The sequence below is a fragment of the Ectothiorhodospira shaposhnikovii genome (assembly GCF_047222355.1).
Lineage (GTDB): Bacteria > Pseudomonadota > Gammaproteobacteria > Ectothiorhodospirales > Ectothiorhodospiraceae > Ectothiorhodospira.
The window spans coordinates 2,275,981-2,290,726 of record NZ_CP178333.1 but is presented as its reverse complement, the minus strand read 5'-3'; the positions used below and the strand labels follow the sequence as shown (position 1 = coordinate 2,290,726).

General features: G+C 62.3%; 12 protein-coding genes and 2 tRNA genes. 8 read left to right on the top strand and 6 right to left on the bottom strand.

Annotated elements, in window-relative coordinates; translation table 11 throughout:
* The first annotated feature begins 12 nt into the window (after positions 1–12).
* On the top strand, positions 13–642 hold the full coding sequence (locus ACLF6L_RS10390) for an ABC-type transport auxiliary lipoprotein family protein (protein WP_412851642.1): 630 nt from the start codon (positions 13–15) through the stop codon (positions 640–642).
* Positions 643–682: 40 nt separating this feature from the next.
* Positions 683–1,666 carry an MDR family oxidoreductase gene (locus ACLF6L_RS10385; protein WP_238616066.1) on the top strand — a complete coding sequence of 328 codons (984 nt, stop codon included), beginning with the start codon at positions 683–685 and terminating at the stop codon, positions 1,664–1,666.
* On the opposite strand, the gene ACLF6L_RS10380 is transcribed toward ACLF6L_RS10385, so the two are convergent.
* Both ACLF6L_RS10380 and ACLF6L_RS10375 read right to left on the bottom strand, forming a co-directional pair.
* Positions 1,656–2,555, bottom strand: coding sequence for an ATP-binding protein (locus tag ACLF6L_RS10380; protein ID WP_238616067.1), 900 nt, complete (start codon positions 2,553–2,555; stop codon positions 1,656–1,658). The genes ACLF6L_RS10385 and ACLF6L_RS10380 overlap by 11 nt on opposite strands.
* Before the next feature lie 440 nt (positions 2,556–2,995).
* Complete coding sequence (locus ACLF6L_RS10375) at positions 2,996–3,289, bottom strand: hypothetical protein (RefSeq protein WP_238616068.1); 294 nt, start codon at positions 3,287–3,289, stop codon at positions 2,996–2,998.
* Positions 3,290–3,497: 208 nt separating this feature from the next.
* On the opposite strand from ACLF6L_RS10375, the gene ACLF6L_RS10370 reads away from it, so the two are divergent.
* The 5 genes from ACLF6L_RS10370 (at position 3,498) to ACLF6L_RS10350 (ending at position 6,205) form a co-directional block, all read left to right on the top strand.
* On the top strand, positions 3,498–3,926 hold the full coding sequence (locus ACLF6L_RS10370; RefSeq protein ID WP_141565263.1) for a CrcB family protein: 429 nt from the start codon (positions 3,498–3,500) through the stop codon (positions 3,924–3,926).
* The gene (locus ACLF6L_RS10365; RefSeq protein ID WP_238616069.1) at positions 3,926–4,342 is read left to right on the top strand and encodes a fluoride efflux transporter FluC; all 417 of its coding nucleotides are present in this window, start codon (positions 3,926–3,928) and stop codon (positions 4,340–4,342) included. Before ACLF6L_RS10370 ends, ACLF6L_RS10365 begins: the two co-directional genes overlap by 1 nt.
* An 83-nt stretch (positions 4,343–4,425) precedes the next feature.
* Positions 4,426–4,501 (top strand) — tRNA-Gly (locus ACLF6L_RS10360).
* Positions 4,502–4,676: 175 nt separating this feature from the next.
* A tRNA-Cys gene (locus tag ACLF6L_RS10355) sits at positions 4,677–4,750 on the top strand.
* A gap of 216 nt (positions 4,751–4,966) precedes the next feature.
* Positions 4,967–6,205: an HD-GYP domain-containing protein gene (locus ACLF6L_RS10350; RefSeq protein ID WP_412851641.1), complete on the top strand. Its 1,239-nt coding sequence runs from the start codon at positions 4,967–4,969 to the stop codon at positions 6,203–6,205.
* A 10-nt stretch (positions 6,206–6,215) separates the two neighbouring features.
* On the opposite strand, the gene ACLF6L_RS10345 is transcribed toward ACLF6L_RS10350, so the two are convergent.
* The 4 genes from ACLF6L_RS10345 to ACLF6L_RS10330 are packed head-to-tail and all read right to left on the bottom strand — an operon-like array spanning position 6,216 to position 12,716.
* Entirely contained in the window at positions 6,216–6,947 is a 732-nt protein-coding gene (locus ACLF6L_RS10345) for a sulfite exporter TauE/SafE family protein (protein ID WP_412851640.1), read from the bottom strand.
* A 7-nt stretch (positions 6,948–6,954) separates the two neighbouring features.
* Entirely contained in the window at positions 6,955–8,565 is a 1,611-nt protein-coding gene (locus tag ACLF6L_RS10340) for an NAD(P)/FAD-dependent oxidoreductase (RefSeq protein ID WP_238616072.1), read from the bottom strand.
* 38 nt (positions 8,566–8,603) lie between these two features.
* Positions 8,604–11,189 carry a DUF2339 domain-containing protein gene (locus tag ACLF6L_RS10335; protein ID WP_412851639.1) on the bottom strand — a complete coding sequence of 862 codons (2,586 nt, stop codon included), beginning with the start codon at positions 11,187–11,189 and terminating at the stop codon, positions 8,604–8,606.
* Positions 11,190–11,195: 6 nt separating this feature from the next.
* Positions 11,196–12,716: a diguanylate cyclase gene (locus ACLF6L_RS10330; protein WP_412851638.1), complete on the bottom strand. Its 1,521-nt coding sequence runs from the start codon at positions 12,714–12,716 to the stop codon at positions 11,196–11,198.
* Positions 12,717–13,145: 429 nt separating this feature from the next.
* Between ACLF6L_RS10330 and ACLF6L_RS10325 the strand changes: the two genes are divergently transcribed.
* Positions 13,146–14,594 carry a diguanylate cyclase gene (locus ACLF6L_RS10325; protein ID WP_238616075.1) on the top strand — a complete coding sequence of 483 codons (1,449 nt, stop codon included), beginning with the start codon at positions 13,146–13,148 and terminating at the stop codon, positions 14,592–14,594.
* Positions 14,595–14,746 lie beyond the last annotated feature (152 nt).

Genomic DNA, 14,746 nt, shown 5'->3' with positions numbered 1-14,746 from the left:
CGGAGCCCGATCATGCCTCGACTCACCAAGTCCCTGTTGCTGTTCCTGCTGGTGCCGGCCTTGCTGATGACCGCCGCCTGCAGCGTGAGTCTGGACCGCGATCCGCCGGTACGTACCACCTATCTGATGGAGGCCAAGCGGCCGGCCCTGCCGGTGCACGAGCCGGTCGGCGGCAGTTTGGTCATGGGGACGGTGCGGGTGGCACCGGAGTTCGCCACCCGGGGCCTGATCTACCGCATGGATGACACCCGGTATGTCTCCGATTTCCATCATGACTGGTTTGCTCCAGTGCGGGATCAGGTGTACAGCACGACCCGGGAGTGGTTGCATGACGCCCGGGTGTTCCACACCCTGTTGCCGCCCAGCCTGGCCCGGGAAGCGGACTACCGCCTGGATATTCTGGTCAACACCATCCATGGCGATCTGCGGGATGAGCAGTCTCCGGCAGCGGTGCTGGAACTGCAGGCCTACCTGTCATCCCGTGGACAGGAGGGAGAGCGTCGTATCCTGCTGGCCTCTACCCTGCAGTCCCGTCAGCCGCTGTCCGAAGCCACCCCGGCCCAGGTGGCCGCGGGCCTGTCCCGGGGGCTGGCGGATATCCTGACCCGGCTGGAATCGGAGCTCACTCAAGCCCTGCCGTAGAGCGGGCAGACCATAACGACCACCCACAGGAGGGCGGAGGATGTATCGAGCCATCGTACTGAACAAGACCGAAAGCGGCGTCGAGGCGAAGCTGGAATCCCTGGATGAGCAGGCGCTACCGGAAGGCGATGTGACCGTCAGGGTGGCCTGGTCCACCCTCAACTACAAGGACGGCCTGGCAATCACCGGCAAGGCCCCCGTGGTCCGCCACTATCCCATGGTCCCGGGAGTGGATCTGTCGGGCACGGTGGAACACAGCGATCACCCCCGCTGGCGGCCGGGTGACCGGGTCATCCTCAATGGCTGGGGGGTGGGTGAAGCCCACCCCGGCGGTCTGGCCGAGAAGGCGCGCCTCAAGGGGGACTGGTTGGTACCCCTGCCGGAGGCCTTTGACCTGCGCCAGGCAATGGCCATCGGCACCGCCGGCTACACCGCCATGCTCTGTGTGCTGGCCCTGGCCCGCCAGGGTGTCCGGCCCGACCAGGGCGACGTTCTGGTGACCGGCGCCGGTGGTGGGGTGGGCAGCATCGCGGTGATGCTGCTGGCGGGGCGCGGCTACCGGGTGGTGGCATCCACCGGGCGGTCGGGGGAGGCGGCATACCTCAAGGGCCTGGGCGCGGCGGAAGTCATGGATCGGGCGGAGCTGTCGTCCCCCGGCAAGCCCCTGGGCAAGATCCGCTGGGCCGGGGCAGTGGACACGGTGGGCAGTCATACCCTGGCCAATGTGCTGGCTTCCACCTGCTACGGCGGCAGTGTGGCCGCCTGCGGGCTGGCCCAGGGCATGGACCTGCCGGCGACCGTGGCACCCTTCATCCTGCGGGGGGTGAACCTGCTGGGTGTGGACAGCGTCTACACACCCATGGAGCGGCGTCTGGAGGCCTGGGATTGCCTGGCCCGGGAACTGGATCCGGAGCGGCTGGCGGCGGCCACCACGGAGGTGGCATTGGCGGAGGTGATTCCGCTGGCTGAACGGATCCTGGCCGGGCAGGTGCGGGGGCGCACGGTGGTGGATGTCAACCGCTAGGAGCACGGGGAAACTGGATCTCGATCCGGGTGCCTTGATCGAGGCGGGAGTCGATCCACATGCGTCCCTGGAGGCGCTGGGTCACCCAATAGGCCTTGGTCAGGCCGAAGCCCCCGCCGTAGGTTCTGCGGTTCTGTACGTTATCCGCCCGAAACCCGAGCTTGACGACATCCTCGACCTGTCCGGGGGGAATGCCGACGCCGGTATCCTCCACCACGAAGCGGATTCTTTGGCCGTCATCATCCAGGCCTGACAGGATGCGCCCGCCGGGTGGAGTGTACTTGCGCGCATTGGCGACCAGGTCGCGAATCACGTCGTTGAACACGGCTGGCATGAAAATCTGGTTTCCATCCCGGCTGGTGACATCGAATTTCACCAGATAGTCCCGCTCTTCCTGTCCGGCGATGTTGTGCTTGATGCCGAAGCCGCCGTTGCTTTTCTGCTGCATCACCTGAAACAGGATCGCCAGATCTTCCTTGAGCAGCTCCAGGTCATACCATTGCCAGATCATCGGCACGCCGGCACGGGCCGTCAGCTCCTTGACCCGGGTCTTGAAGATCGCCATGACGGCTTCAATGTTGTCCAGACATTCCTGGGCGGCCGGGGTAGGGGTGATGCCGGCCACGGCGGTTGCGACCGCCTGCTGGATTTCCCGGTGAATGGCATCAATGTCCCTGACCCAGAGTATGGCCTGAAACGGGTCTTGCAGGGCCTGGGCAAACTCATGCACGGTGCCGATGCCGCGTTTCAGCGACTCAGGGCGGTCCAGATGCAGCGCCAGCAGATCCATTTCCGCTGAAAGTACGTTGAGCACATTGAGAAAACTGTGCAGATCCACCAAGGCTTCCTGCTCCGGTGTGAGATTCAAGGCCTTGATGATCTCTACCACAATGCGATATACCTCCCCGTGACATGGCGACAGGCTCAGGCTGTTGGATACAGTCTAGCGATGCCGCAAGGAAACGACATTCCGGCCATCGGCCATTTTGCTGCCTTCATCTTCAGTATCAGCCACAATACTGTGAGGAGTGTCACATTTTAAGAGGGCACTGAACAAGTCTCTTCCCACGACTCCTCATCTGTCTTTTGTCTTTTCCCGTGCCTCCCGTGCCTCCCGTGCCTTTTCCACCCATGACTCCCGTTCTCTTTTTTCTTTTCCGTCATTCCCGCCTTTTTCTCCGTCACTCCCGCGAAGGCGGGAGTCCAGTATTTTCAGCCTGTGTTCCGTGACCGGATTCCCGCTTTCGCGGGAATGACTGATTAAAATCCTGAGAGATCAAGGGTAGACAGGCACCGGGACTCCATTCCCGGTGCCCGCGGGACACTCGATTATTCCCGCGCGTCTTCCACGGCTTCCTCCGCCGCGTCCACGGCGTCATCGATCTCACGACCGGCCTGCTCTGCCGGACCGGGTTCATCCACGGCATCGCCGATGGCTTCCGCGGCGTCGTCCAGCCTCTCTTCCGCGGCTTCCACGGCGTCTTCGTAACGTTCCTGAGCCTCTTCAACCACTTCATCCACGGTCTGGCCGGCCTCTTCGGCCGGGCCTCGGTCGGAGCATCCCACCAGGAAAGCCAGGGGGAACATGGACAGAGCGGCGATGAATGTGTGACGGTGCTTCATGCAAACCTCCTACACGAGTGATTGGGTGATGAATCCATTGATCAAAAGATGCGTGGGAAAGCCATGCCTCAATGACGGCAGACCCATGTCTATGGATTGCACGGCACAGCTTATGTTCCTTTGACCAGGGATTCGGTGCTGTGTCTCAAACTTTGGGACGAGAATCGGTGGTGCCCCACTCCGGACAGTACCGTGCATAATGCGCGGCATGTCTGACGCAATGCCCGTGGTGGGCCTGAATCCCTCATCCCTGACCCTCATTCTGCTGGGTGGCGCCCTGGGCGGGCTGCTCCGCTATTGGATGACCGCGTGGATCAGTTCGCGGATAGGGGACACCTTTCCCTGGGGTACCCTGGTGGTCAATGTCAGCGGCGCCAGCCTGATCGGCGTGGCCGCCGCCTGGATGCTGTCAGGAGGTCCGGGAGGAGGTCAGATCAATGCTTGGGCGTGGCTGGTGGTAGGGATTCTGGGCAGCTACACCACCGTCTCCTCCTTCAGCCTGCAGACCCTGATTCTGTTGCGCGGTAGCCGACTTCCGCAGGCGTTTTTCAATATCTTCCTTTCCGTCTTTTTATGTCTGGGAGGTGCCGCGTTGGCGTACACCGTCACGGGATACGTACTGGCGCGAGGTATCTGATGCGTGACCGTTACCGAATCTGGCTGGCCGTGGCCCTGGGCAGTGGCCTGGGGGCTGTGTCACGGCACTTGGTGTCGGTGGCCGCGCTCACCGCATTGGGACCAGCCTTTGCGTGGGGTACGCTGGCGGTGAACTTGGTGGGTTCCTGGCTCATCGGCCTCTATGCCGCCCTGACCGAGCCGGGCGGAGCCCTGATGGTGGGGCCGGCCATGCGCCAGTTCGTGCTCGCCGGCTTTTGTGGTGGATTCACCACCTTTTCCGTTTTCAGCCTGGAGGCGCTGATCTGGTTGCAGCAGGGGCGTCCCGGATTGGCCGCGGGGTATGTGCTCGGTTCCGTGGTTCTGTGGATGTCGGCAGTGTGGATGGGATACGCCCAGGGCATGGGGTTTAATGACCGCCTGGCACGGTCTGGATAAGTGCCGGCGGCTGATTTTCATGGGTGGATAAAAAAGTGTTGACACCCTGAAACAGATCTGTAGAATACGCGCCATCAAGTGACGCGGGAATAGCTCAGTTGGTAGAGCACAACCTTGCCAAGGTTGGGGTCGCGAGTTCGAGTCTCGTTTCCCGCTCCAAACAAGTCCTTGTGATTCAAGGAAAAAAAGCCGCCTCACAGGGCGGTTTTTTGCATTTCCCGTACCGGTGGCAAGTGGTATTTGTGTCCATCGGGAAGATGAAGCGCCAGGTTACAAGGGGTTGCCAAACACCGGGTATCTGGATAGAATCCGCCCTTCACTTGTCGATTCCCATGGCTGGGTGGCAGAGTGGTTATGCAGCGGCCTGCAAAGCCGTGGACGCCGGTTCGATTCCGACCCCAGCCTCCAGATGATTGAGGATGTCTTTCTCGTCCTTCTGAAAAAGCCCGCTTGAACGCGGGCTTTTTTTGTTTGCAGTCCAGGTCGGCTCGGATGATATGTCGGCATCCCGGCAAAATTTGGTGTGTGGTGGGCGGGTTGTTCAGTGGAGTTTGAAAAGGCCGGATAGTAAGATCAGAACGAAGGATCGGTCTGGCTTCCGGTCAATACTGGGGTGAATGGAAATTGCTCAAGAAGATTCGTGTCGAAGACCTGAAATTAGGGGTGTATATCACGGAATTCTGCGGCTCTTGGCTGGAGCACCCCTTCTGGCGTACCAGCTTCCTGCTCTCCAACCCCAATGACCTCAATGCCATTCAGGCCAGTCATATCAAGGAAGTCTGGATTGATAGCGACAGGGGAGAGGATGTAGATAGTGCCCCATACGCTGCATCACTGGACCCTCTGAAATCCGGGATCGATACCCGGCTTGAGGAAATGGCTGATATCAGCCGTGCTGCGTCACCGGTCGACATGGAGGAGGAGTTGACCCAGGCCAGGAAAATTCTCCATTTGTCCAGGGAAGCCGTGGCGGAAATGTTTTCCGCCGCGCGGATGGGTAATGCCGTGGACATGGGCGTGGCCAGAAATATCATCGAGCAAATATCGAATTCCCTAGCTCGAAATCCCTCTGCCTTGATCAGTCTGAGCCGGCTGAAGCAAGTGGATGAATATACCTACATGCATTCAGTGGCCGTTGCGGCCTTGATGATGGCGTTGGCTCGGGAGCTGAAATTCGACCAGGCCAAGGTCAAGGAAGCGGGCATGGCAGGATTGATGCACGATATCGGTAAGGCCGCCATTCCTAGGGCGATCCTCAATAAACCGGGAAGATTGACAAACTACGAATTCGGAGTCATGAAGTCTCACCCGCGGCGAGGCGGTGAAATGCTTTTGTCCCAGGGGGTGTCCAGCGATTCAGTCACGCTTGATGTCTGTCTCCATCATCATGAGAAAATGGATGGTTCGGGTTATCCCCATGGCCTGGCTGGTGATCAAATCAGCATGCAGGCCAAGATGGGAGCGGTTTGCGATGTTTACGATGCCATTACATCAAACCGCCCCTACAGAGAGGGATGGGATCCCTCCATTGCAATACAGAAGATGATGGGCTGGGCTGGAGGTCATTTTGATCAACGCATCTTCCAGGCCTTCGTCAAGACGCTGGGCATCTATCCTGTTGGCTCGCTGGTCCGGTTGAGTTCCGGGAAACTGGCCATTGTCATGGAGCAGTCGGAGGGATCCTTGCTCAAGCCCATTGTCAGGACATTCTATTCGGTGAATCGGGCCCGGAAGATCTCTCCGGTGGTGATGGATCTGTCTCGTCCCGGATGCGACGAATCCATCATCCAGCGTGAAGACCCGCGAGACTGGGGCCTGACCGATGTTCATGCCCTGTGTTTTGGTGATGTACTCAATGGCTGATCCCGGTGGTTCAGATCACTGACCGCACGATGGCAGCCATGCCGGCGACGCCGGAAAGCCACAGCACGGCGGGCCGTAGCCAGTGACGGTCCAGATAACCCGCCACCCAGCCGGAGATCCAGAATCCCACCAGGATGGCCGGCAGCAGTGACAATCCCAGCAGGATTTCCGTCATTCCGAATCGGTCCAGCAGGGCCAGGGCGGTCAGGGACAGCAGGCCGGCGGGCACGAAGATGGCCGACAGGGTGCCCCGCAGCCGGGGGCCGGTGACATTCTGGAAGGCCAGGGCCAGAGGCGGACCGCCGATGGAGGTGATGGTGGCCATGAAACCGGACAGGCCCGCGGCACCCACCAGGTGGGCCGGTCGAGGTTCGGGCACCCGATGCACCAGGCTCAGGGCCACGGCCAGCAGCACCAGACCGCCTAGCAGCACCCCCATGACATCTTCCGCGATGCTGCCCAGCAGGGCGGCGGCCAGCGCCGTGCCGGCCAGACTGCCGGGCAGGGCCCAGGCCACGTCCCTGGGATGCACGGCGCGCCATTCCCGGGACAGGATCAGCAACGGCAGGGTCATGCCGATAATGATCATGGGGGCCGGAATCAGTTGGGGATGGATCAGGTAGAGCAGGGGCGCTCCCAGCAGGGCCACGCCGTAGCCGATGCCGCCCTGGATGACGGCGCCGATGATGATCACGAGACTGGCCATTAGCCACTGAGAGATGTTGAGGGGGAAATCCATCATGATGCCCCTACAGTGGCCTGACCAGGTCCCTGGCCACCGCCTCGGCTACGCGGATGCCGTCCACCCCGGAGGAGAGAATGCCGCCGGCGTAACCGGCCCCTTCGCCCGCCGGGTACAGACCCTTGAGGTTCAGGCTTTGCAGGTCCTGGCCACGGGTAATGCGCAAAGGGGCGGAGGTCCGGGTTTCCACTCCGGTGAGTACGGCGTCGCCCATGGCGAACCCCTTGATCTGTCGATCAAACACCGGCAATGCCTCGCGCAGGGCCTGGATGGCGAAGTCCGGCAGGGCCTGGGCCAGGTCCGTGGCCGTGACGCCCGGTGTGTAGGAGGGCTCCACACTGCCCAGGGCACTGGAGGCCTGGCCGGCGAGAAAGTCCCCCACCCGCTGGGCCGGGGCGTGGTAATTGCCGCCCCCCAGCCGATAGGCCAGGGATTCCAGACCCTCCTGAAACTCGATGCCCGCCAGCGGACCACCAGGATAATCCTGCGCCGGGGAAATACCCACCACGATCCCCGCATTGGCGTTTCTTTCATTGCGGGAGTACTGACTCATGCCATTGGTGACCACCCGCTCCGGTTCGGACGTGGCGGCCACCACGGTGCCACCCGGGCACATGCAGAAGCTGTAGACCGAGCGACCATTGCCGGCGTGGTGGACCAGCTTGTAGTCGGCCGCACCGAGCTTCGGGTGTCCCGCATACTTGCCCAGACGGGCCTTGTCGATCAGGGACTGGGGATGTTCGATGCGAAACCCCACCGAGAACGGCTTGGATTCCATGAATACCCCACGGGCGTGGAGCATGCGGAAGGTGTCCCGGGCGCTGTGACCCAGGGCCAGGATCACATGACGGCTCGGGATCTCTTCCCCGCCTTCCAGCATCACCCCCCGCACATGGCCATCTTCCATCAGCAGATCCGTGACCTTGTTCCGGAAGCGCACCTCGCCACCCAGGGCCTTGATCTGTTCCCGGATGTGCGCCACGACGCCGGTGAGCCGGAAGGTGCCGATATGGGGTTTGCTGCTGTAAAGGATCTCTTCCGGCGCCCCGGCCTTGACGAACTCCTCAAGCACCTTGCGCCCGTGGTGCCTGGGGTCCTTGATCTGGCTGTAGAGCTTGCCGTCGGAAAAGGTCCCGGCCCCGCCTTCACCGAACTGCACGTTGGATTCCGGGTTCAGGATCTCGTTGCGCCACAGGCCCCAGGTGTCACGGGTGCGCTGACGGACCTCGGGACCCCGCTCCAGCACGATGGGCCTGAAACCGCCCTGGGCCAGGATCAGGGCGGCGAAGATGCCGGCGGGGCCAAAGCCCACGATCACCGGACGCTCCCGCAGACCTTCCGGTGCATGCACCTCCGGCCTGTAGCGCATGTCCGGGGCCGGACCCACATGCCGGTCCTCGGCCAATTGCCGGAGCAGGTCCGCCTCGTTGCGGACTTCCACATCCACCGTATAGATGAACTGGATCTCGCTGTGTTTCTTGCGGGCATCATAGCTGCGGCGGAACAGCCGAAAGGTGATCAGGTCCGCTGCATCGATCCCCAGGCGCCTGATGATGGCCTCGCGCAGGGCCGCGTCGGGGTGATCCAGGGGCAGCTTGAGTTCGGTGATGCGCAGCATGGGAGATTTCGCTATCGGAAGAGGTGGCAGGGGCGGAATTATACCCGCCGGATTTCACCCATGCGCCGGTGCAGCCAGGCCAGTCCCAGCAGCGACAGCCCCAGCCCCATGAAGGAGGCCACCCGCCACAGGCCATCCAGGCCCGACAGGTCCACCAGGAACAGCTTGGCAATGACGATGACCAGCAGGGCCATGCCGGCCCGGTACAGGCGGATCCCGCGCCAGTAACCGCCGGCGACAATGGCACTCGCCGCCAGGATCAGCCAGGCCGCGGAGTAGGTGTAGAGTTCGCCGTTGCCGGTGGGCAGGGTGATGGACAGTGCCCCCTGCTGCCAGAGATGGCGGATCTCCAAAGTGATGAACAGCCACAGGCCCAGGCCGGCGATGGCCAGCGCGACGGGACGAAAACGCGCTTCGTGGTAGCGGGCCACCAGCAGGGCCATCATCACCGGCAGGCCGTAGGCCAGGAGCAGCAGATTGGCGATGGGGCGGGTGGCGACGGTTTCCTGTCCCCACAGGGGATTGAGGATCGTGACCGCCAGGGCATAGCTGCCCAGGGCCATGAGCAACAGGAGCCTGGAGCAGAGCCGGTAGAGACCTGCCAGTGTCTGGCTGTGCCGGGCCCGTTGCCGGTAGGTCAGAGCCAGGCCCGACCAGAGGGCGGCGTTGATGGCGGCTTCCGTGAGGCTGTAGCGGGCAATGAAGATATTGCCGTCATAGAGCTGGTAACGGACCTCGGCCCCCAGGGTGAGGACCAGCAGATGCAGGGCGCCCGCCTCCAGCCAGCGTTGCAGATCGGGCCGGGATCGGGTCTGCCAGGCGGCCAGGGCGCAGAACAGGGTGGCGCCGCCGCCGGTCCACAGGGACCAGTGCAGCTCGGGCGGATAGCTCAGGATCCAGGGATTGAAGGTGAGGCGGATGACCACCAGCACCAGGATGCCCTTGATCAGGGTGTCCAGCCAGGGCAACTGGTAGCGCTTCATCACCCAGGCCAGGGACAGCAGCTGGGCCGACAGGACCAGGGTCAGTCCGGCCTCCCGGAACATGATGGCCGCGGCCAGGGAGTAGGCCAGATGCCCGCCGATGACGAACCAGACCCCGGCACCGGTCTCACCCCGGTGCCGCTCCAGGCGCCAGGCGGCAATGGCACCATAGATCATGCCCGTCAGCAGCAGGCCCGCGGCCCAGCCCGGTGAGCGGGACAGATCCTCGGTCAGCAGATAGGCCAGGGCCACCCAGGCCAGCGGGGAGACGAAGGCCAGGGCGGCCCAGGGGTGGGAAAATCCCCGTACCCGCAGGTGCAGGGCCGCCATGACCGCATAGAGCAGGGCCATGAGCGCGGCGAATTGCAAAAAGGCCGGTTGCAGATCGGCGTCAATGCCGATCAATCGATACTGCCCGCCTGTCCAGTCCAGGACCATGGCGGCACCCATCCAGGCCAGCCACTGCACGCCCAGGGTCATCCAGGGCAGCCAGCGCAGGCTGTCCCGATGCCGGGCAGCCAGGGCCAGCAACAGCACCATCGGCCCCCATTGCCACAGGGCTTGGTCGTCAAAGCCTTGTTGCCGGATGGATAGACCCCAGGCCAGGATGATAAGCACGAGGGTGATCTGGTCCAGCCGAAACACCCGGCCAAACAGGCTCATGGGTTGATGTCCGGGCCGGGTATCGGCGGGCTCGCCGCGATCCAGGCGCCAGTCGAAGGTGGGGATGGCCAGCACGCCCCAGGCCAGCAAGGCCAGATACAGACCCCGGAATCCATCGGCCTGGGGGAGGGTCAGGGACAGCAGCCACCAGCCCAGGGCGCCGACCACCACGCCCCACCAGAGCCAGGTACGGAATATCCGCCGCAACAGCAGCAGGGCGGCGCCGCTGATGATCAGGGCGTAGAGCAGGGCGCTCAGGATGTTGCCGCTCTCTTCGGACACCAGCAGGGGAACCCCATAGGCACCCACCAGACCCATGGCCGCCAGGGCAGGGCCGTGGAGCAGGGACTGCATCATGGTGAACAGGGAAACCAGGGCCAGCAGGACGAAGATCAGCCTGGGGTCCATGAGGCCGTACAGGTGCAGGGCGGCCAGCAGGGCGGCGTAGAGGGTGATGCTGGCGCCGCCGGCCAGGGCGGCGATGGACGGGTCCGGTCCGCTCCCGCGCCGCAGCCATTCGGCCAGGACGTGCAGGCCGATCCCGGTGACCAATCCCATCATCACCCGTCCCCAGGGACCGAGCAGCCCGGCATCGATGCTGTACTTGACCATGAAGACGCCGGCCAGGGCCACGCACAGGCCGCCCAGCCAGATCATCCAGTGTCGGGACAGGTGCGCCAGCCAGGCCGGGCGTCCCGGCGCCCCGTCGGCGGACCATGAGGTATCCGAAGGCGGGGCGGATGAGGGCATGGCCGTGACCGGTTGCGGGTCCGGCGTGGGTGTCTCCGTCGCCTGATCGGGTTCAGGGGGCGGTATCGGTACCGTGGATGGCCGGGCGGTCAGTGCCTGTTCCAGCCGGAAGACCCTTTGCCGCAGGGCGCGTACATGAAAGAAACCCACCCAGCCCAGGACGGCGCCGACGATGACGCCCAGAAAGAGCACAAAGGACAGGAGCGAGAGGAGGTCCAGGGTGGTCATGGGGGATCAGAAAGGTTCGGCAAGCACGGCTTGGTTTCTGCCTTCGGACTTTGCCCGGTACAGGGCGCGATCCGCGCGCACGATGAGCTGGCCGAGGTCTTCCCCCGGGCCGGCCTCCGCCAGCCCCAGGCTGATGGTGATCTGCTCCAATGGCGGCACTCGCAACCGGGCTACCTCTCTCCGCAGGCGTTCCGCCAGCTTCAGGGCTTCCTGAAGGTCCGTATCCGTCGCCATCACCATGAATTCCTCGCCCCCCCAGCGTGCAATGACGTCATTGCATCGCACCGTATCCTTGAGTGTGTCTGCCAGTCTTCTCAGGACCTTGTCACCCACGTCGTGTCCGAATCGGTCATTGATCTTTTTGAAGTGATCCACATCCATGAGGATGATCGAAAGCGGGCTGGGTGTGCGCAGGCGGCGGGCCGCCTCCTTGGCCAGGCATTCCTGCATCCAGCGACGATTGGAAAGTCCTGTCAGGGGGTCGGTTCGGGCCAAGCGCTGAACTTCTTCCAGAGCCTCGCGCAGACGCTGGTTGACGATTTCAAGCTCGGTCTTGGCCTGTCGTACATGCTGATACTGTTGTTGTCTGGCCAGGGTCGCTGAAAAGTTTTCCGCGGCCAGGCTGAGCATGGCCTTTTCGGTGGAAGAAAAATCCCGCTCTTCCTCCACATCGTCAAACCCCACGAAGCCCAGCAGTTCGCCATCTGCAAGCAGTGGGTGGAGGATCACGGAACGGATGCCCTGCATTTCCAGGAGTTCCCGGCAAATCTTGAATTCGGGAGGCAGATGGTCCAGGGCGGTCAGAATGAAGGGTTGTCCCTGCTGGAAGCGTTCGATGATACCCGGGAGATAATCGAAGGAGACCCGCTGAAGATCTTCAATGTGACTGCTGATCCCCGGGGCACACCACTCGTGAGTATTGGTCCAGTATCTTTCCCTCAGATTATTACTGAACAGATAGGCCCTGTCCGCATCCAGAAAGCCTCCCAGAATGGCAAGGCACTCGTGCAGGCCTTCATCCATGCGGTCGATTCGAAGTTTTGCGTTGGCGGTGGCCAGTCGGGCGGCGGCATCGTGAAAGCGATTGAGTTCCTTGAGAATTTCCGCCTGTTGGGCGGTCTTCTGATTGAGGGTGGAGTCGTGAATGTCAATCAGCGAGCCGGCAACTCGAATGGGGCGCCCGCTGGCATCTCGTTGGGTATCGCCGGTGGCCCGAAACCAGCGATAGTGTCCATCCCGGCATTTCAGACGGTATTTCAGGTCGTAGGGTGTCTGTTGGTCCCGGTCCATCAAGTGTTTTTGGAAGGTCCGCAGGGTACGGGCCTTGTCGGCGGGATGCAGGCGGGAAGACCAGCTTTCCAGGCGATTGGGAAATTCCTCCTCCGTTTCAAACCCCAGAAGCCTGCGAAAGCTCTCCGACCAGAAAAAGACGTTGTCGGGGTTCAGAGGATCCGCCTCCACCACGCACATATCCCAAAGCCCCACACCGGCATACCGGCAGTAGAGGCCCAAGCGTTGCGCATCCACGCAAAGCCTTTCGGGGACATGACCCGAGTCGCGCAGCCATTGACGATATGCGGGTGTCTCCGTGCACGGCTTGAATTCAGGTGGGGGACCTGCGTCGTCTTTGCCCACATCACCCTCCTTCTGGGGGGATATGCATGCTCACTCGCTGTCTCGATGAATGGACTATAAATCTCGGTTATATGAGGCTTTGCTTGTCTCTGCAAGACCTTTCTTGATCATCATGATCCGGGCTTGGGACGGACGGCATGTCCTGTATCCACAGAAAGGGTGGACAACCCTGTGGATAATGCAGGGATAGCCATCCGAATGCCTTGTCGGACGGGGGGCATCCCCTGGATTGGACAGAAAATGATCAAGCCATCATGGACGGTGATCATCTTCCGGAATCGGTATGATTGAGCCCGCTATTCATGCGCAGGAATCCCGCTCTTGAATCTCGTACCAGGCATCTCCAGTGGCTTGATCACCCTGATTTTCATCGGGCTGTTCTGGGTTCCCCCACTGTGGGCGCAGGATCGGGCGTGGCTGAGTCCGGAACAATGGGATTATGTCGCTTCCCGAGGCGTCGTTCGGTATTGCGCTGATCCCGACTGGGCACCGTTTGAATATATGGATGCCGCGGGAGAACATCAGGGTATCGGAGCCGACCTGCTCAGGCTGGCGGCTGAGCGGGTCGGGCTGACTCTGCAACTCCATCCGACGCCAACCTGGGAGGCGTCCCTGGCGGCATCGCGACGGGGGGATTGCGAATTTCTCAGCCTGCTCAACCGGACCCCTGCCCGGGAGGCCTGGTTGCACTTTACCGAGCCCCTGCTGATTGATGAAAACGTCATCATCACCCGGGAAGACCATCCCTATGTGGTCAGCCTGGATCGTTTCGACGGTGAACGTCTGGCCATCCCCGCCGGTACCGCCGTGGAGGAATGGGTGCGTCGGGACTTCCCCCGTTTGCAACTGATTCTCACACAGACCGAGAACGAGGCCTTTCAGCTGGTGTCCGACCGCCGGGCGGACATGACCATTCGTTCCCTGATCGTGGCCGCCCATACCATCCGCAAGGACGGCTGGTTCAATCTCCGTATCTCCGGGATGCAGGCCGATTACGTCAACCTCCTGCGTATCGGTGTGCGTCGGGATGATCCCATGCTGCATGCCGTGCTCGATGCCGGGGTGCGCAGCATCAGTCACAGCGAACGGGAGGCCATCATCAACCGGCATGTCAATGTGGTCAGGCATGAGGTGGAGGTGATTGAAAAATCCATCTTCTGGCCGCTGCTGGGTGTGCTGTGGGTGGTGCTGTTGACCAGCGGGTTCTGGATCCTGCGCCAGCGTGCCCTGAACCGGCGCCTGAGCCAACTCAATCTGCTGTTGGAAAAGGCGGCCACCACCGATCCGCTCACGGGTCTGAACAACCGCGCCCGCCTGATGCTCTGTTTCGAGGAAGACAGCCTGCGTGCCCAGCGCAGCGGGTGTCCCTATTCACTGGCCCTGTTCGACATCGACCACTTCAAGCGCATCAATGACACTTGCGGGCATGTGGTCGGTGATCAGGTGCTCCGGGAAGTGGCCGCCCTCATGGCGCGCAATGGGCGTGGCAGCGATCGCCTCGGCCGTTGGGGTGGGGAAGAGTTCATGCTGCTGTTCCATGACAGCGACATTCAGTCGGCCATGGAGGCGGCGGAGCGCATCCGCGCCGATGTGGCGGCGCATGCCTTCTCCCATGGCGGAGAGGTCACTCTCAGCGCTGGCGTGGCCCAGTGGCAACCGGGTGAGAGTCTGGTGCGGCTGATGGAGCGCGCGGACAAGGCGCTGTATCGGGCCAAGCAGGAAGGCCGCAATCGTGCCTGCCCGGAGCAGGGGCATGAATCTGGCCCATAATTCCGGTGACTGAATATATTCTTTAAAGATAAAAGATATTAGGGGTCATGCCGCATCTGATCAGATCGCCCGCGCCAGCGACGAACTGGCCCGCCTGGCGTCCGATCTGCAGGGCTGGGTCGGGCGGTTCAGGATTTAGGCGGCCGGTATCC

Bases quoted from the DNA above. Each gene is read 5' to 3' on its own strand.
- ACLF6L_RS10390 (WP_412851642.1), top strand. From the start codon at position 13: ATGCCTCGACTCACCAAGTCCCTGTTGCTGTTCCTGCTGGTGCCGGCC.
- ACLF6L_RS10345 (WP_412851640.1), bottom strand. From the start codon at position 6,947: ATGATGGATTTCCCCCTCAACATCTCTCAGTGGCTAATGGCCAGTCTC.
- ACLF6L_RS10365 (WP_238616069.1), top strand. From the start codon at position 3,926: ATGCGTGACCGTTACCGAATCTGGCTGGCCGTGGCCCTGGGCAGTGGC.
- ACLF6L_RS10335 (WP_412851639.1), bottom strand. From the start codon at position 11,189: ATGACCACCCTGGACCTCCTCTCGCTCCTGTCCTTTGTGCTCTTTCTG.
- ACLF6L_RS10375 (WP_238616068.1), bottom strand. From the start codon at position 3,289: ATGAAGCACCGTCACACATTCATCGCCGCTCTGTCCATGTTCCCCCTG.
- ACLF6L_RS10340 (WP_238616072.1), bottom strand. From the start codon at position 8,565: ATGCTGCGCATCACCGAACTCAAGCTGCCCCTGGATCACCCCGACGCG.
- ACLF6L_RS10370 (WP_141565263.1), top strand. From the start codon at position 3,498: ATGTCTGACGCAATGCCCGTGGTGGGCCTGAATCCCTCATCCCTGACC.
- ACLF6L_RS10385 (WP_238616066.1), top strand. From the start codon at position 683: ATGTATCGAGCCATCGTACTGAACAAGACCGAAAGCGGCGTCGAGGCG.